General features: G+C 67.7%; 20 protein-coding genes. 15 read left to right on the forward strand and 5 right to left on the reverse strand.

All coding sequences use genetic code 11. From position 1 onward, the window contains the following. Positions 1-82 precede the first annotated feature (82 nt). A complete protein-coding gene (locus tag EPN51_RS12765) occupies positions 83-868 on the forward strand; it encodes a DUF2470 domain-containing protein (RefSeq protein WP_293043247.1) in 786 nt (261 codons plus the stop codon). Positions 869-920: 52 nt separating this feature from the next. Further along, positions 921-2,114 carry an LCP family protein gene (locus EPN51_RS12770; RefSeq protein ID WP_293042817.1) on the forward strand — a complete coding sequence of 398 codons (1,194 nt, stop codon included), beginning with the start codon at positions 921-923 and terminating at the stop codon, positions 2,112-2,114. A gap of 8 nt (positions 2,115-2,122) precedes the next feature. Here the strand turns inward: EPN51_RS12770 and EPN51_RS12775 are convergent, their stop codons facing one another. Beyond that, a complete protein-coding gene (locus tag EPN51_RS12775; protein WP_293042818.1) occupies positions 2,123-2,947 on the reverse strand; it encodes a glycerophosphodiester phosphodiesterase in 825 nt (274 codons plus the stop codon). Positions 2,948-2,951: 4 nt separating this feature from the next. Then, positions 2,952-3,989 carry a DUF4328 domain-containing protein gene (locus EPN51_RS12780; RefSeq protein ID WP_293042820.1) on the reverse strand — a complete coding sequence of 346 codons (1,038 nt, stop codon included), beginning with the start codon at positions 3,987-3,989 and terminating at the stop codon, positions 2,952-2,954. 491 nt (positions 3,990-4,480) lie between these two features. On the opposite strand from EPN51_RS12780, the gene EPN51_RS12785 reads away from it, so the two are divergent. The 9 genes from EPN51_RS12785 (at position 4,481) to rraA (ending at position 10,103) form a co-directional block, all read left to right on the forward strand. Continuing rightward, positions 4,481-4,636 carry a hypothetical protein gene (locus tag EPN51_RS12785; RefSeq protein WP_293042821.1) on the forward strand — a complete coding sequence of 52 codons (156 nt, stop codon included), beginning with the start codon at positions 4,481-4,483 and terminating at the stop codon, positions 4,634-4,636. A gap of 150 nt (positions 4,637-4,786) precedes the next feature. Then, positions 4,787-5,410 (forward strand): superoxide dismutase, encoded by a 624-nt coding sequence (locus EPN51_RS12790; protein WP_293042822.1) that lies wholly within the window; start codon positions 4,787-4,789, stop codon positions 5,408-5,410. A 195-nt stretch (positions 5,411-5,605) separates the two neighbouring features. After that, positions 5,606-6,139, forward strand: a complete 534-nt coding sequence (locus EPN51_RS12795) for a peptidase (protein WP_293042824.1) — start codon at positions 5,606-5,608, stop codon at positions 6,137-6,139. 554 nt (positions 6,140-6,693) lie between these two features. Beyond that, complete coding sequence (locus tag EPN51_RS12800) at positions 6,694-7,092, forward strand: transcriptional regulator (RefSeq protein ID WP_293042825.1); 399 nt, start codon at positions 6,694-6,696, stop codon at positions 7,090-7,092. Between the two features lie 153 nt (positions 7,093-7,245). Then, entirely contained in the window at positions 7,246-7,902 is a 657-nt protein-coding gene (locus EPN51_RS12805) for a DUF6474 family protein (RefSeq protein WP_293042827.1), read from the forward strand. A gap of 28 nt (positions 7,903-7,930) precedes the next feature. Then, on the forward strand, positions 7,931-8,572 hold the full coding sequence (locus EPN51_RS12810; RefSeq protein WP_293042829.1) for a YcnI family protein: 642 nt from the start codon (positions 7,931-7,933) through the stop codon (positions 8,570-8,572). Next, on the forward strand, positions 8,569-9,066 hold the full coding sequence (locus EPN51_RS12815) for a copper resistance CopC family protein (RefSeq protein ID WP_293042830.1): 498 nt from the start codon (positions 8,569-8,571) through the stop codon (positions 9,064-9,066). The genes EPN51_RS12810 and EPN51_RS12815 overlap by 4 nt, the downstream gene beginning before the upstream one ends. Positions 9,067-9,174: 108 nt before the next feature. After that, positions 9,175-9,591 carry a nucleoid-structuring protein H-NS gene (locus EPN51_RS12820; protein ID WP_293042832.1) on the forward strand — a complete coding sequence of 139 codons (417 nt, stop codon included), beginning with the start codon at positions 9,175-9,177 and terminating at the stop codon, positions 9,589-9,591. 26 nt (positions 9,592-9,617) lie between these two features. Continuing rightward, positions 9,618-10,103 carry a ribonuclease E activity regulator RraA gene (gene rraA, locus EPN51_RS12825; RefSeq protein WP_293042834.1) on the forward strand — a complete coding sequence of 162 codons (486 nt, stop codon included), beginning with the start codon at positions 9,618-9,620 and terminating at the stop codon, positions 10,101-10,103. On the opposite strand, the gene EPN51_RS12830 is transcribed toward rraA, so the two are convergent. After that, entirely contained in the window at positions 10,100-11,569 is a 1,470-nt protein-coding gene (locus tag EPN51_RS12830; protein WP_293042836.1) for an NAD(P)/FAD-dependent oxidoreductase, read from the reverse strand. The genes rraA and EPN51_RS12830 overlap by 4 nt on opposite strands. Before the next feature lie 76 nt (positions 11,570-11,645). On the opposite strand from EPN51_RS12830, the gene EPN51_RS12835 reads away from it, so the two are divergent. The 3 genes from EPN51_RS12835 (at position 11,646) to EPN51_RS12845 (ending at position 13,995) form a co-directional block, all read left to right on the forward strand. Next, positions 11,646-12,287 carry a TetR/AcrR family transcriptional regulator gene (locus tag EPN51_RS12835; RefSeq protein WP_293042838.1) on the forward strand — a complete coding sequence of 214 codons (642 nt, stop codon included), beginning with the start codon at positions 11,646-11,648 and terminating at the stop codon, positions 12,285-12,287. A gap of 23 nt (positions 12,288-12,310) precedes the next feature. Beyond that, positions 12,311-13,516 (forward strand): DNA polymerase IV, encoded by a 1,206-nt coding sequence (gene dinB / locus EPN51_RS12840; protein WP_293042840.1) that lies wholly within the window; start codon positions 12,311-12,313, stop codon positions 13,514-13,516. Between the two features lie 176 nt (positions 13,517-13,692). After that, a complete protein-coding gene (locus EPN51_RS12845) occupies positions 13,693-13,995 on the forward strand; it encodes a hypothetical protein (protein WP_293042842.1) in 303 nt (100 codons plus the stop codon). A gap of 86 nt (positions 13,996-14,081) precedes the next feature. Here the strand turns inward: EPN51_RS12845 and EPN51_RS12850 are convergent, their stop codons facing one another. Further along, complete coding sequence (locus EPN51_RS12850; RefSeq protein ID WP_293042844.1) at positions 14,082-15,089, reverse strand: PHP domain-containing protein; 1,008 nt, start codon at positions 15,087-15,089, stop codon at positions 14,082-14,084. Between the two features lie 76 nt (positions 15,090-15,165). Beyond that, positions 15,166-15,606, reverse strand: a complete 441-nt coding sequence (locus tag EPN51_RS12855) for a hypothetical protein (protein ID WP_293042847.1) — start codon at positions 15,604-15,606, stop codon at positions 15,166-15,168. A 51-nt stretch (positions 15,607-15,657) separates the two neighbouring features. On the opposite strand from EPN51_RS12855, the gene EPN51_RS12860 reads away from it, so the two are divergent. Further along, entirely contained in the window at positions 15,658-16,509 is an 852-nt protein-coding gene (locus tag EPN51_RS12860; protein WP_293042851.1) for an LLM class F420-dependent oxidoreductase, read from the forward strand. Positions 16,510-16,738 lie beyond the last annotated feature (229 nt).

The raw sequence follows: 16,738 nt of genomic DNA on the forward strand, positions 1-16,738 counted from the left end.
AGCGGCGCGCAGGACAGAAACCCCTTGCGACGCCAACCCGTGTAAGTTAACTTAGGCTTACCTAATCTAAAGGATGAGAATGTTGTTACCGCTGAGCTGCCACGCCCCGACCACCGCCGAGCGGATTCGCAGCGCGTGTGTGCGCGCCGGCGGCGCACTCCTGGCGATCGAGCATGACGATCCGGTCCCCACGCCCGTACATCACCTGATGGACAACGGCTGCTTCGCGCTGGCGCTCCCCGTGCAGCGGGAACACGAGCGACCCGTCGCGGGATCCCAGGCGCTGCTGGAGCTGACCGATTACGCGCCGCTCCCGCTGCGCGAACCGGTCCGCTCGCTGGTGTGGGTGCGTGGGCGCCTACAGGAGGTGCCCGCGGCGGAGATCCTCACCACGCTCGACGCGATCGCCACCGAATGCCCGAATCCGGCCCTGCTGGGAGTCGACACCCCGAGGTGTGCGCCCTCCGGTGGGGAAGATCAGCGGTACACGCTGCTGCGGCTCGAGATCGCGTCGGTCGTGGTCACCGATGCGACCGGCGCGGAACCGGTCACCGTGGACGATCTTCTTGCGGCCCGGCCCGACCCGTTCTGCGAGTTCGAGTCGAGCCTGCTGTGGCACCTGGACACCGCCCACAGTGACGTTGTGGCACGACTGGTGTCCCGGCTGCCCGCGCCGCTGCGGCGCGGGCAGGTGCGGCCGTTGGGCCTCGACCGCTACGGCGTGCGGTTCCGCGTCGAGGGCAACGACCGAGACCACGACGTCCGGCTGCCGTTCCACAAACCGGTGGACGACATGACCGGACTGAGGCAGGCCATCCGGGTGCTGATGGGGTGCCCATTCATCAACGGGTTGCGGGCGCGCGGCTAGCCGGGATCGCGACGAACCGGCGCGGCGGCCGCCGGCCACGTACGTTAACCAGGTGAACGGCGACCGCTCACCGCAGCGTCGGCGGCCCGCACGGCGAGGCCCGCCGGTCCAACCGCGCCCCGAGCCGCCCCAGGTCATTCGCCGCGCGAGTGCCCCGCCGCCATCACCGACCGCGGAGACCCAGCCGCTGAACCGGCCGATGCCGCCGGTCCCCGCGGCCGTCCCCCCAGCACCGCGACAACCCCCGCCACGACCACACGCGCCGAAGGCATCCCGGAGTCGGCGCCGGTGGGTCCGAACGGTGTTCTCGGCCCTGCTGGTGGGCGCGCTGCTGGTCGGTGCGGGCGTCGTCGCCGGGGCCGTCTGGTTCGACACCAAACTGCACCGCCAGCAGGTGCTCGCCGACTATCCCGAACGCCCCGGGCCCGGCCGCGGCACCAACTGGCTGATCGTCGGCTCGGACAGCCGTCAGGATCTGAGCGCCGAGCGGCAACAGGAGTTGGCCACGGGCGGCGACGTCGGCGATGGTCGTACCGACACGATCCTGCTGGTTCACGTGCCGGGCGTCGGATCCGGCGTTCCGACGACGATGGTGTCGATACCGCGCGACTCCTATGTGCCGATCCCGGACCACGGCAAGGACAAGATCAACGCCGCGTTCGCGATGGGCGGCGCACAATTACTGGTCCGCACGGTGGAACAGGCGACCGGCTTGCGCATCGATCACTACGCCGAGATCGGGTTCGGCGGGTTCGCCGCCGTGGTGGATGCGCTCGGCGGGGTGACGGTGTGCCCGAAGACACCGGTCAGCGACCCGTTAGCGGGCATCGACCTGCCGGCCGGCTGCCAGACTCTCGACGGCCGCCACGCCCTCGGATACGTCAGGACGCGTGCCACCCCGCGGGCAGACCTGGACCGGATGGTCAATGAACGCCAGTTCGTGGCGGAGCTGCTGCATCGTGCCGGCAGTCCGGTGGTGTGGCTCAATCCGTGGCGCTGGTATTCGGTGCCGCGCGCCGCCGCTGACGCCCTGACCGTCGACCAGGGTGACCACGCGTGGGATCTGGCCCGGCTCGGCTGGGCGCTGCACGGATCCACCACCAGCATGACCGTCCCGATCGGAGAGTTCACCAGCGGTGACGTCGGCGCGGTGGTGGTGTGGAATCACGACGAGGCCGGTCGGTTGTTCCAGGCGTTGGCCACCGACGCACAAATACCTCCCGCCACGCAGGATGGCCGGCAGTAGCGGTCGAACTAGATGCTGACCTGGCCCGCGGAGTCGCCCCGCAGCCAGGCCTTGGTGCGGCCCGGGTGGTGAGTGGCCAGCCAGGCCACGCCGACGTCGCGGCAGAAATCGATGTCGTCGTAGTCGTCGACGTTCCAGCAGTAGACCGCCCTGCCCTGGGCGATGGCGCGGTCGGCCAGTTGGGGATATTCCTTCAACGTCAGCAGCGAAGGCCCGACGGCGGTGGCGCCGACGGCGGTGGGCGCACCACTGGTCAGGTAGCGAGCGGTCTTGCCCAGCAGCACCGTGGGCAGTAGCGGCGCGGCCCGCCGGATCCGCCAAATCGCGGACGCCGAGAACGACATCACCACCGCGCGGGAACGGTCGGCGGAGGCGGGTGCGGCGATGCCGAAACGGTGCAGCAGCGCCAGAAGTTTGGTCTCCACCAGTGAGCCGTACCGGACGGGGTGCTTGGTTTCGATGAAAAGCTTCACCGGCCGATGCCAGTCCAGCACCAGCGAAACCAGCGCATCCAGGGTCAGCAAACTGGTATCGCCGTGGGCGCCGTCCTCGCGCCAGCTGTCGTGCCACTCCCCGTACTCCAGCTCGCGCAGCTGAGCGAGGGTCATCGTGCTGACCAGGCCGGCTCCGGTCGAGGTCCGGTCCAGCCGGCGATCGTGCACGCACACGAGATGGCCGTCGCGGGTCAACCGCACATCGCATTCCACGCCGTCGGCGCCCTCTTTGAGGGCAAGGTCGTAGGCGGCCAGCGTGTGTTCGGGGCGCGCCGCCGAAGCGCCGCGGTGGGCGACGACATAAGGGTGCCCGGCGAGCACCTCGTCGGCCCACGTCATATCCCTATGCTGCCGGTTCCTGCCGACCTAACTCAACTGGGCCGGCCGAAGCCGGCGCCGCGGCCCCGTCGTCGGGAACCATGACCCAGCGGTGCGCGGGCCGCGCGACGGGTTTGCGCTGGAATCCCTCGAAAATGCGCGTGGCGGCGGCCAAGGCGGCGGCCGCGAACAGGTAGGCGACGACCATCAGGACGGTGTTGTTGGCGATGCCCTGGGCGTCGGTGACGAAGCTGGTCGCGATCGCGGACACGGATACGGCGTAACTGCAGACCCACGCGATCCGCCACTGAAGGATGGGCCTGCGCAGCCGGGCAAAGTGGTCTTCGAGCAGCGCCAGCTCGATCACGTACACCGGGGCCCACAGCAGATTGGCCAGCGGCGCGATGCAGCCGGCCCACAGCGCCCGCGCGGAGCGCGGCTCGGGCAGGCCGTGATGGGCGAACACGGCGGCGCGCCGCGCGATCATCCACCGGATCAGCACCACGCCGGAGGCGATCACCGCCGCGGCCGCGCCCACGCTGGCGAGCACGCCGAGCCAGTCGGCGCCGATGGCCACCCACGAGTTCAGCAACGTGTTCCGGTTGATCACCAGGAGCACATAGCGGACGACGTAGACGAGGGCGGCAATGCTGAGGACCAGCACGCTCACGAATGACGTGGTGCGGATGAGCTGGGCCGAGGGCCCCGGTGGCGCGGGCGCTTCGGCAACTGCGGGCGCGTGCTCGACGCGGTCCGCCAAACCCCAGCGCGGCATCACCGGGTAGCGCGGTGTGGGTCCGAGGGGGCGCCGGCCGTGTCTGGCCGGCGGCGCGGCGCCGGGACGCACCGCGACCCAGCGATAGCCGGGCGGCAGCCGGGGTGGCGTGCGCTGCCACCCCGGACTCCGTTGCGGTCCGGCCGGGAGCGCGGTGCCCCATCGCGGGTCGGCGGGTGGCGACTCCGATAGGGGCGCCATGAGGGCGCCGCGGCAGCGGGGACACCACTCGCGTTGCCGGTCGCGCACGTTCCAGCGGGTGCCGCACTGGGAGCACACCTGGATCACCGGACCAGACTAGCGCCGCGCGGGGGCGGTGCGATCCAGCCCCGCCGCCGCGACGACGCGGGCCGCGCAGCGCCAGGTATCGACCACCGCTCCAGGGGTTGGGCAACGTATTCGGCGCTTGCAGGCTATCCACAGTTTCCACAGGTTTATCCACAGGTGCCCGGGAGGGATGGAAATCCATCGCTACAGCCTCTGGCGCCAAACGGTGGTCTAACTGTGGATAACATCCCGGTGTTTTACGCATGTCATAGACAGCCCAACCCGGGTAGTTGAGCGAAATGCATTGCCTTGCTAAGCACCGGCGCCGCAGCACCCCGCCCGCCCAGTCCCGCTCCTGTCGCCGTGAGCCCCCGTACCCAGCCGGTTCTCAATAAACCGCAGCTCAGCGCGCTATTTCTCAACCCCGTCACAAAGCGCTATGATCGCGTTCGCGAAAAGTGTTTGTGACTCACCTCACTAACGCGAGGTGAACCGGGGGTGGAAGGCGATTGATGACCACGCATTCGTTCGGTTCGGGTTCACCGGCCCCATCGAAGTCGTATTGCGGCTCGCCCGCGTGGAATCACAGCTACAGCATCGCGGCGCTGCGCGCCGGATTGATCGCACTGGTCTTGCTGGCGGTGCTCGCGGTCATCGTCTTGTTCTGAATTGACCCCGAGCGGGTATCCGCCTAGCGGCCTCAACGGGGGGTCGTTCTTGCGGTGCGCGCGGTCATAGAGCAGGGTTGATAGCGGTCGGCCGCCGTGAGGCGCCCCGCACGACTGAGCGTCAAGACGATAATCGAAGAAAGGAACGCCGTGGCTGAATACACCCTGCCCGACTTGGACTGGGACTACGCAGCGTTGGAACCGCACATCTCAGGTCAGATCAACGAGATCCACCACAGTAAGCACCACGCCGCATACGTCAAAGGCGTGAACGACGCTCTGTCCAAGCTCGAAGAGGCCCGTGCCAACGAGGATCACGCCGCGATCTTCCTGAACGAAAAGAACCTGGCATTCCACCTGGGCGGCCACGTCAACCACTCGATCTGGTGGAAGAACCTGTCGCCGGACGGCGGCGACAAGCCGACCGGCGAATTGGCCGCCGCAATCGACGACGCATTCGGATCCTTCGACCGGTTCCGCGCGCAGTTCAGCGCGGCCGCCAACGGCCTGCAGGGGTCGGGCTGGGCTGTGCTGGGCTATGAGACCCTCGGCGGCAGGCTGCTGACCTTCCAGCTCTACGACCAGCAGGCCAACGTTCCGCTCGGCATCATTCCGCTGCTGCAGGTGGACATGTGGGAGCACGCTTTCTACCTGCAGTACAAGAACGTCAAGGCGGACTACGTCAAGGCGTTCTGGAACGTCGTCAACTGGGCAGACGTGCAGAAGCGGTACGCGGCTGCGACCTCGAAAACCCAGGGCCTGATTTTCGGCTGACTTTCATTTCGGTCGGCTGGGGCGTCGCGCGGATTGCGCGGCGCCCCAGTCGTTTGTCTGGCCCCGAATCGGCTATGTGTGAAGATCCGCGACGCTCACCGTGTCGTGTTGCACGGGGCCTAATCCGCAGGCATTCTTAATTATTCGGGCTACCAGTGTGGTTATTCCAAGCGGAGGCGTCGCGCGGAGGTCGAGATGGAAACTGGGTCGGATCGACCTATCGGGGTTTCCCCGTTCCATTCTCGTGGCGCCCTGAAGGGGTTCGTGATCTCCGGGCGTTGGCCCGATTCGACGAAAGAGTGGGCCCAGCTACTGATGGTCGCGGTAAGGATCGCGTCTTTGCCCGGATTACTCTCCACCACAACGGTGTTCGGCGCCCGCGAGGAATTGCCCGACGAACCCGAGCCGGGCATGGTTGGCCTGGTGCTGGCCGAGGGCACGGTTTTCGGTGAATCGGCAATCCAGCCAGGATATTTCGCAGACCATCAGCCCCCGGCACTGCTCATGCTGCATCCGCCGTCGGAAACCACGCCGTCGCTGCCCGAGTGCACGGGCGCGGCATCGGGATGCGTATTGCTACCCGGACTGCCCTATCTCGGGCTGGAACACCGCGCGGCTTGGGTGGAAGCAGAGGCCGACGGCACCATCACCTCGATGGTGAGCCGGGTGGGCGTCGACCCGATCAGCCATCCCGACACGGCAATTCTGGCGATGCTTCTCGCCGCATGACGAAACCCGGAAACGAGTTCCGCACTCGAATCCGAGGTGTCAGGGTGCGCGAACGGTGATTCGCGGTCCCGACGGTGGCGTCGTCCCTCGCGCTCGCGGAGACGAGCGACAAGTCCGCCCCCCGCGCCGGCTAAGTTAACGACCCCTCGACCATCGGTGTCCGCCAGGCGGCCGCGGGGTTTCGTCGCGCCCTCCCCGGTCTTGTTTCGCGCACGGCAGCAAATGGTGTGCGAGATCGGGCCGGCTTACCGGCCCGTTGCGGTGCAATCACCCTGCACCGCCCGGGTGCTCACCGCGTCCCCCACGAGGACGCCCGCCCGCCACTTCGGGACGGGTGTCCAATTCTGCGGGTAGCCTGTGAGTTCCATGGATTTGGTGGACACTCCAGCGAATCAGTTAGACGCTCGTCAAGTGGGGAGATGGTGAGGGTCAGCTATGCGGGCCGGGAATCTTTTGGGGTTTGCACCTGGTTACCCTTACCAAGCGTCGCTACCATGATCAGCAAATACACTTAGGTAATAGTTCACTTCTACAGCCCCGTGGAGGTCATATCAATGAGCACGACGTTCGCTGCTCGCCTGAACCGCCTGTTCGACACGGTGTATCCGCCCGGACGCGGGCCGCACACATCCGCGGAAGTGATCGGGGCGCTCAAGGCGGAGGGCGTAACGATGTCGGCTCCCTACCTGTCCCAGCTGCGTTCCGGCAACCGCACCAACCCGTCCTCGGCGACCATGGCCGCGTTGGCCAACTTCTTCCGCATCAAGCCGGCCTACTTCACCGACGACGAGTACTACGAGAAGCTCGACAAGGAATTGTCGTGGCTGGCCACGACGCGCGACGACAGTGTGCGCCGCATCGCGGTGCGCACGGCGGAGCTGTCTCCCGAGGCCCAGCGCGAGGTCATGGCGCGGGTCAACGAGCTGCGCCGCGTGGAGCACCTGGACGCCTAGCGGCCGCCCAAGCCTGACAGCAGCCTTCCGGCGCCGTCTGGCCAGCCCTGGGGGGCTGCCGCCCGCCTATTCCGATTAGGGTTGGCTCACGGATCGCGAACCGCGCGAACGTGAGACAACGATTGCCAGCGAGATACCGGGAGGCGGCCGGGAATGGGCCTGTTCGGCAAGCGAAAGAGCCGTGCGACGCGTCGCGCTGAAGCCCGCGCGATGAAGGCCCGCGCGAAGCTCGAGGCCAAGCTGGCCGCGAAAAACGAGGTTCGCCGCGCCAAATCCGCGCAACGGGCGGAGAACAAGGCGCTCAAGGCTCAGATCAAGGCGCAGCGCGACAGTGACCGCACTGCGTTGAAAGTCGCTGAGGTCCAACTCAAGGCGGCACGGGAGGGCAAGATCTTTTCGCCGACACGGATCCGTCGCGTGCTCACGGTGTCGCGGCTGCTCGCGCCCATCCTCACGCCGGTGATCTACCGCTTAGCCGTCTCGGCGCGCGCGCTGATCGATCAGCGCCGCGCGGATCAGCTCGGGATTCCGCCGGCTCAGATCGGCCAGTTCTCCGGACAGGGTGCCCAGCTGTCGGCCCGAATCGCCGGGGCGGAAAAGTCGTTGCGGATGGTGCAGGACAAGAAGCCCAAGGACGCCGAGACAAAGCAGTTCGTGGGCGCCATCGCCGAACGGCTCACCGATCTGTCGGCGGCGGTGACCGCCGCGGAGAATCTGCCCGCCGCGCGACGCCGGGCGGCGCACGCCGCGATCTCGTCGCAGCTCGAAGGGATCGAGGCGGACCTGATGGCCCGCCTCGGGTTGAGCTGACCGCCCGCACGAAAGGCAACCCCCCGCAATGTCAGTCCACAGCAGGTGGATCTCGCGCATCCTCGTCACGGTTGGCGCGGTCGTCGTCCTCACTCTCGGATCGGCGGTACAGACCCCCGCCGCCCGGGCACACGTCCACGCCGGCGCCGACAATGCGGTGCGCGGCGCCATGGCCCTCGTCACCTTCCAGGTGCCCAACGAATCGAACACCGGGGCCGCCACCACCGCGCTGACCGTCACCCTTCCCAACGTCGCATCGGCCCGCACCGAAAGCATGCCGGGCTGGGCGGCCAGCCTCGACCGCGACGCGGCGTCCGGTGCGGTCCGCTCGGTGACATGGACGGCCGCCCCCACCGGGGGGATCGCCGCGGACCAATTCGCGCTGTTCCGGTTGTCCGTCAAGTTGCCCGACGCCGACACCGTCAGCTTCCCGGCCACGCAGACCTACGCCGACGGAACGGTCGTGAAATGGGATCAGCCGCCGCTGCCCGACGGCGGCGAGCCGGAACACCCGGCGCCCATGCTCACCCTTGTCGGCGGACCGGCGGCGCCCCACCTGCACCATGCGACGCCCGGCCAGGCCGACAGCACCGCTCGACTGTTGGGTGGCGCCGCTCTGGTGATCGCCGCGCTGGGTATCGCGATCGTCTTGATCCGCCGACGGCCATGAAACGGTTGGCGGTGGGCGCGTGCGTCAGCGCCATGGTCGTCATTGCCACGCTCACCGCGCCGGTCGCGTCAGCGCACGCCACGCGGGTTGCCACCGACCCCGCGGTCAATGCGGTCCTGACGACCGGCCCGCAACGGGTCAGCGCAACCTTCAACGAGCGGTTGGAGACCACCTTCGCCGCGATGACGGTGGTCGGGCCGGACGGCAACGTGTGGTCCACGGGCGAGCCCACCGTGCAAGGCGCGGTGGTCAGCATCGCCCTAGGTCCACTGGGGCCGGCCGGCACGTACACGGTGAACTACCGGGTGACCTCCGCGGACGGCCACGCGGTGTCCGGCTCCTGGTCGTTTCAGCTCACGGTGCCCGGCGCCGGTACACCCGGGCCGGCCGCCGCCGGCGGTGACGGCGGCGATGTCCCCGTCTGGCCGTTCGTTGCGGTCGCGGTGGCGCTCGTCGCCGGCGGTGCCTGGTGGGCGGTGCGGCGCAGGCGGTGATCGGTGCGGCGACCGGTGATCGAGGTGCCGTGACACGTCCTGGCATGATGGGGCGAGATCCCGGTGAGCTAGGGAAACGACGACAGAGGAAGCTCAAGGAGCGGCCGCATGGCAGACCCGCAGGACCCAACCAACAGCGCGCCCGACGGTGCCGGCAATCCGCCGGAAAAGAAACCCCCCGCCAAGGCGGCGAAAAAGACCGCGAAAGCGCCCGCCAAAAAGGCGCCTGCTAAAAAGGCTCCCGCGAAAAAGGCGCCCGCCAAAAAGGCTCCCGCGAAAAAGGCGCCGGCCAAGAACGCCGAACCCGCGCCCACCGTGCAACAGCGGGTCGAAACCAATGGTGACCTCACTGCTGCCGCCAAAGATGCCGCCGCACAAGCGAAGTCCACCGTGGACGCCGCCAACAACCCGGTCTCTCCCGCTGTTGCGGGCCCCGCAGTGGGTCAATCCCCGGTGCCGCTGATCGTTGCCCTGGCCGTCAGCCTGCTGGCCGTCCTGCTCATCCGCCAGCTGCGCCGCCGCTGAGCGCGTAGGCGGCTACCGTGTCAGAAGTGACGGTGTCATTCCGGCCGACCGCCGACATCGTCGACAGCATCGGTCCCGACGTGCGCAGCTGCGACGTGCAATTCCGCCAGCTCGGCGGTCGGGCCGAATTCGCCGGGCCGATCAGCACCGTGCGCTGCTTTCAGGACAACGCGCTGCTGAAGTCGGTGCTCTCGGAGCCGGGTGACGGTGGGGTGTTGGTGGTCGACGGTGCCGGCTCGCTGCATGCAGCGCTGGTCGGCGACGTCATCGCCGAGCTCGCGCGCTCCAACGGCTGGGCCGGGCTCATCATCAACGGTGCGGTGCGTGACTGCGCCGCACTGCGGGGCATGGACATCGGCATCAAGGCGCTGGGCACCAATCCTCGCAAGAGCACCAAGACCGGTGCCGGCGACCGCGACGTCGAGGTCACCCTGGGCGGTGTGACGTTCGTGCCGGGCGAAATCGCCTACAGCGACGACGACGGGATCGTCGTCGTCGCCGAGGACCGCTAAACCGCTACCGGCGCGGGCTTTTTCGCGAACTTCAGGCCCTCGTCGTCGACCTTGCCGCGCCGGATGGTGCGCATGTCGACGACGTAGTTCTGCTTGAGCCGCCACGGCGCCCGCGACCCCGACTTGGGCAGCAAGTGCATCGAACGCCGGAAGTATCCGGGAGTGAAGTCCATGAACGGCAGCTCGTCGACGTCGTCGCCCGGGTGCTGCGGCTCCACAAAGTCAAAACCCTTGGCGTCCATGTGATTCAGCAACCGGCACACGAATTCGGAGACCAGGTCGGCCTTCAGCGTCCAGGACGCGTTCGTGTATCCGAAGGTGATGGCGAAGTTCGGCACACCCGAGAACATCAGGCCCTTGTAGGTCATCAACGAGGTCAGGTCGATGTCCTCACCGTTGCGGGTCGGCTTCACCCCACCCAGCAACTGCATGTTCAACCCCGTTGCGGTGACGATGATGTCGGCCGGCAACTCCTCGCCCGAGGTGAGCTTGATGCCGGTCTTGGTGAACCGGTCGATGGTGTCGGTGACGACGTCGGCCTTGCCGTGCCGAATGGTCCGGAAGAAGTCGCCGTCGGGCGCCAGGCACAACCGCTCGTCCCAGACGTTGTAGCGCGGGCCGAAGTGCTTTTCGACGTCGTAGCCCTGCGGCAGGCGCCGCTGCGCCATCGTCATCAACGTCTTGCGCATGTAGGCGGGGGCCTTGCGGGACAGCTGGTACTGGAAAGTGCTGAACGCGATGGCCTTCCAGCGGTTGGCCATGTGCGCGAGGCGCCCCGGTAGCAGCCGGTTGGCCTTCTCGGCGAAGGGGTCGACCCCGGGCAGCGAGCCGATGTAGGTCGGCGAGCGCTGCAGCATCGTCACGTGACCCGCGCCGGAGTTCACCAGGGCGGGAATCAGGGTGATCGCGGTGGCGCCGGATCCGATGACGACGATTCGCTTGCCCGCGTAGTCGAGGTCCTCCGGCCAGTGCTGCGGATGGACGATGGTGCCGCCGAAGTCGTCCGAGCCCGGGAAGGTGGGCGAGAACCCCTCGTCGTAGTTGTAGTAGCCGGTGCAGGCGAACAGGAACGAGCACGTCATCTCGCTCTGGCGGCCTTCGTTTTCGACGGTCAGCGTCCAGCGGTTGTCCGCGTCGGACCAGTCGGCGGCCACCACCCGGTGGTTGTAGCGGATGCGCGGCTCGATCCGGTTCTCGACCGCGGCCTCCTTGATGTAGGCCTTGATCGACGCGCCGTCGGCGATCGACTTCGCCGAACGCCAGGGCTTGAACCGGAAGCCGAGGGTGAACATGTCCGAGTCGGATCGGATACCCGGGTATTTGAAGAGGTCCCAGGTGCCGCCGAGGTCGGCGCGGCGTTCGAGGATGGCGTAGCTCTTTGTCGGGCAGCGTTCCTGCAGGTGCCAGGCCGCGCTCACGCCGGAGATGCCGGCGCCCACGATGAGGACGTCAAGGTGCTCAGTCATGCCACCACGTTATCAACGCGGTGTCGAGTGGGTCAACAGGGTGTTGATAATCTCGACAGGGTGTAAAGTCGCGACCGTGACTTCCGTCGGCCAGACTCGCGCCCTGCGGGGCCGTCGCGCCATCCGCCCCTCGGGCGACGAGCGTGAGCATGCCATCCTCGCCACCGCCGAGCGGCTGCTCGAGACGCGACCGTTCGCCGGCATCTCGGTCGACGACCTGGCCAAGGGTGCCGGCCTGTCCCGGCCCACGTTCTACTTCTATTTCAAGTCCAAAGAGGCGGTGGTGCTGTCGCTGCTCGAGCCGGTCATCGCGCGCGCCGACGCCGAGTTCGACGGCGCTGTGCAGCGGCTGCCGGCCGACCCGCGACGGGTGTGGCGCAACGGGATCAAGGCGTTCTTCACCGCCTTCAGCTCGCACCGCCCGCTGGCTCGCGCTGCGACCGAGGCGCTGGCCACCAGCGCGGAGTTGCGGTCGGTGTGGTCGGGGTTCATGCAGAAGTGGATCGACCAGACGGCGGCCATGATCACGGCGGAACGCGAGCGCGGCGCCGCACCCGACACCATTCCCGCCGCCGACCTCGCCACCTCGCTGAACCAGATGAACGAGCGCAGCATGATGGCCGCGCTCTCCGCCGAGACACCCGCGGTCGACGAGGACCACGTCGTCGACACCCTCACCCACATCTGGGTCAGCAGTATCTACGGCGAATCCCGCTAGCTGTCAGAGCCGTATGCGAACATATGTTCGTGCGGAGTGACGCTTCCATCCTGCACGCAGACCTCGATTCCTTCTACGCGTCCGTCGAGCAGCGCGACGACCCGACACTGCGCGGCCGCCCGGTGATCGTCGGCGGCGGGGTGGTCCTGGCCGCGAGTTACGAAGCCAAGGCCTACGGCGTTCGCACGGCGATGGGCGGGGCGCAGGCACGGCGGCTGTGCCCGGCCGCGGTGGTGGTGCCGCCGCGGATGAGCGCCTACAGCCGCGCCAGTGACGCCGTCTTCGAGGTGTTCCGTGATTGCACCCCGATCGTGGAGGCGCTGTCGGTGGACGAGGCCTTCCTCGACGTCGGCGGGCTGCGCCGGGTCAGCGGCACGCCGGCGGCGATCGCCGAGCGGTTGCGCGCCGACGTGCGCGACCGGGTCGGGCTGCCGATCACCGTCGGGATCGCCCGGACGAAGTTTCTCGCCAAGGTCGCCAGCCAGGAGGCCAAGCCCGACGGGCTGCTGCTGGTGCCGCCCGATCGGGAGTTGACGTTTTTGCGACCACTGCCGGTGCGCCGGCTGTGGGGTGTGGGCGCGGTGACGGCCGAGAAGCTGCACGCACACGGCATCGTGACCGTTGCCGATGTCGCCGAGCTCAGTGAGTCGGCGCTGGGCTTGATGGTGGGCGGCGCGATGGGCCGCCAGCTGTATGCGCTGTCCCGCAATATCGACCGCCGCCGGGTCACCACCGACGTTCGTCGCCGCTCCGTCGGCGCCCAGCGGGCGCTGGGCAGATCCGGTAACACCATGTCGCCCAACGAGATTGACACCGTGGTGGTCAACCTGATCGACCGCATCACGGGTCGCATGCGCGCCGCCGGCCGCACCGGCCGCACCGTGGTGCTGCGGCTGCGCTTCGACGATTTCACCCGGGCAACCCGGTCGCACACCATGCCGCGGGCCACGTCGTCCACGGCGTCCATTCTGGCCGCCGCGCGGCAGCTGGTCGCCGGTGCCGCGCCGATGCTCGCGCAGCGCGGTTTGACGCTGGTCGGCTTCGCCGTGGCGGGCATCGACCGCAGTGGCGCCCAGCAGCTGATGCTGCCGTTCGGCGCGGACGCCGGCCGGCTCGCCGTCGACGAGGCGATCGACCGGGTTCGAAGTCGCTATGGCAAATCCGCGCTCACGCCCGCGGTGCTGGTCGGCCGCAATCCGGGCTTCGAAATGCCGCATTTGCCCGACTGAGGTCGTCCACTACCCCCGGCACGCGAGCAGGCGATAGTGCGAGCTGCACCGGCCGCGCGAGCGGGCGACACGGCCGCAACTTCCCTGCATTCGGCCATGGGCCTCTTCAGAGTCTTCTTCCGTGGCCTTGCCGCGACTAGTATTTGGGTGAAGCGAGCCGGAAGGTGGTGGCGACCATGGGAACCGAAACACACACTCAGCACCCTGGCCATGATCACGCCCACGGGGAAGGCTGCGGGCATGTCGCGGTCCCGCACGGCGATCACGTCGACTATGTACATGACGGTCACCTTCATCGAAAGCATGACGGTCACTACGACGAATGTGAGTCCTCCTCTGGGCACGTGGTCCATGAGAGCCACGCCCACGCCCACGGCGAGGGCTGCGGGCATGTCGCGGTCCCGCACGGCGACCACGTCGACTACATCCACGATGGTTGTCGGCACGCCGCTCACGGCGACCATTACGACGAGCACTAACTCGCTCGACCTGGCGAGCACCTGCCGCGCGGAGCTGTCTCGACGCGCCATTCCCCAGAGTTCGCGGTCTACTACGACTTTCGGTTTTAGTTGGGCCCCGTCCACTCCAGCAGCCGCTCGGCTGTCCAGGTGTTCACGATCCGGTCGGCGGGAACGCCCGCGTCCAGCGCGCGCTGGGCGCCGTAACCGAGAAAATCCAGCTGTCCGGGCGCATGGGCGTCGGTGTCGATGCTGAACACGCAACCGATCTCCAGCGCCAGGTTGAGCAGACGCGTCGGCGGGTCGCGCCGCTCGGGCCGGGAGTTGATCTCCACCGCGGTGCCGCGCTCGCGGCATGCGGTGAACACCGCCTCGGCGTCGAACTTGGATTCCGGCCGGATGCCGCGGTTTCCGGACACCAGCCGGCCGGTGCAGTGCCCGAGCACGTCCGCGTGCGGGTTCTCCACCGCGCGCAGCATGCGCCGGGTCATCGCGGCGGAATCCATCGACAACTTGGAGTGCACGCTGGCCACCACGACGTCGAGGCGCTCCAGCAGTTCGGGCTCTTGATCCAGGCTGCCGTCGTCGAGGATGTCCACCTCGATCCCGGTGAGGATGCGCATCGGCGCGAACTTCTCCTGTAGCCCGTCGATCACGTCGAGCTGCTTGCGTAACCGCTCCGGCGAGAGACCGTTGGCGATGGTCAGCCGCGGCGAATGGTCGGTCAGCGCGCAGTATTCGTGGCCCAGCGCCGCCGCGGCGGCCATCATCTCCTCGATGGGCGCCGAGCCGTCCGACCAGTTCGAGTGCAGATGCAGATCGCCACGCAGCGCGGACCGGATGTCGCCGCCACCGAGATCCTCTGCGGTGGAACGGAGTTCGACCAGCAGGTCGGGTTCTTGACCCGACCAGGCCTGGTCGATGACCTTGGCGGTTTTGGGGCCGATGCCCGGCAACGACTGCCAGCTGTTGGCCTGGCCGTGGCGTTCCCGCGCCGCGTCGTCGAGGCCCTCGATGATGTCGGCGGCGTTGCGATAGGCCATCACCCGCCTGGGGTCGTGGCGGCTCCGGTCCTTGTAGTAGGCGATCTGCCGCAGTGCCGCTACCGGATCCATGACTCCAGTGTGCCCACCCGGTGACTGCAAGCGCGGCGAAGCCGGGCGCCACAGGTCACCGCCACACCCCCGCGTATTACAGCAGTTGGCCGACGATGAACCCGACGAGCAGCACGCTGAACCCGCCGATCTCACCGACGATCAACAACACCATCGCCAGCCTGAGTCGCCCGTCGGCGTTCTCGAATTGGTTGACGGTGTCGCGCCGCGCTCCGTGGTTTATGTAGGCCGCGATGGCCGACACGAAGAAGAAGACCACCACGCCCGACGCCGTCAGGTTCACCCACACCGGCCAGGCGCTGTATTGCACGAAGGCCGCGAGCAGCAGCGTCGCGAACGAGTACAGCAGCGCCGCCCGGTGGGCGATGTCGACGTAGGGATGCGCGAGGTGGTTGTCGGAGGTGATCATGCCGCGGTATTTCCATACGCCGAGAACGAGCGCGAGCAGGAAGATCAGGCCCGCCGCCAGCAGGGTGATCTTGGTGTCGATGCCGAGGGAACTGCAAACGGTAGTCATAGCGCGGTCAAGTTTAGTTGCCCTTCATAAAGGCCGACTAACGTCCCCGAGATGCGCTTCGCGTTCAAGACTTCTCCGCAAAACACCACCTGGGCACAAATGCTGGCCGTCTGGCAGGTGGCCGACGACATCGACGTGTATGAATCCGGGTGGACCTTCGACCACTTCTATCCGATCTTTTCCGACAGCAGCGGGCCATGCCTGGAGGGTTGGACGACGCTGACGGCGCTGGCACAGGCCACCGACCGGTTGCGGCTGGGCACCTTGGTCACCGGGATCCACTACCGCCACCCCGCGGTGCTGGCCAACATGGCGGCCACCCTAGACATCATTTCGAACGGGCGACTCGAGCTGGGGATCGGCGCCGGCTGGAACGAAGAGGAATCCGGCGCCTACGGCATCGAGCTGGGCAGCATCAAGGAACGTTTCGACCGCTTCGAGGAAGCGTGCGAGGTGCTGACCGGCCTGCTCAGCGACGAAACAACCGACTTCGACGGCAGGTTCTACCGGCTCAAGGGCGCCCGCAACGAGCCCAAGGGTCCGCAGCGGCCGCACCCGCCGATCTGCATCGGCGGCAGCGGGGAGAAGCGCACGCTGCGGATCACCGCCCGCTATGCGCAGCACTGGAACTTCGCCGGCGGTCCGCCCGACGTTTTCGCCCGCAAGCGTGACGTGCTCGCCTCGCACTGCGCGGACATCGGCCGCGATCCGAAGGAGATCACGCTCTCGGCCCACCTGCGCCTGGACCCGGATCTCGACTACGGGAAGGTCGTCGAGGACGCGGCCGGACTCGCCGCCGAAGGGCTGGATCTGGGCATCGTCTACCTTCCCCCGCCCCACGACCCGGCCGTGCTGGAGCCGCTCGCCGAGGCGATCCGCGACTCGGGGTTATGGGACCGATGACGGACCTGTGTACCGATTTGGGGGCCCGCTTGGGACTCTTAGGCGAAAATCCCGCCCACCGCGATTCGAGCAAACCCACCGCGCGCCAGTAAGCGCGTTGTCCGAGCGGTCACGCGCCAAAGAGCAATAGGTCCTGAGCGGTTACGAGCCGCTCGTGCTTTGCGGGGAACTCGCGACTTTTCACCGGGTGACGCAACCATGACCAGGCCATTCGCCCCATCCGCGTTCG

It is taken from the genome of Mycobacterium sp., assembly GCF_004298145.1.
Taxonomy (GTDB): domain Bacteria; phylum Actinomycetota; class Actinomycetes; order Mycobacteriales; family Mycobacteriaceae; genus Mycobacterium.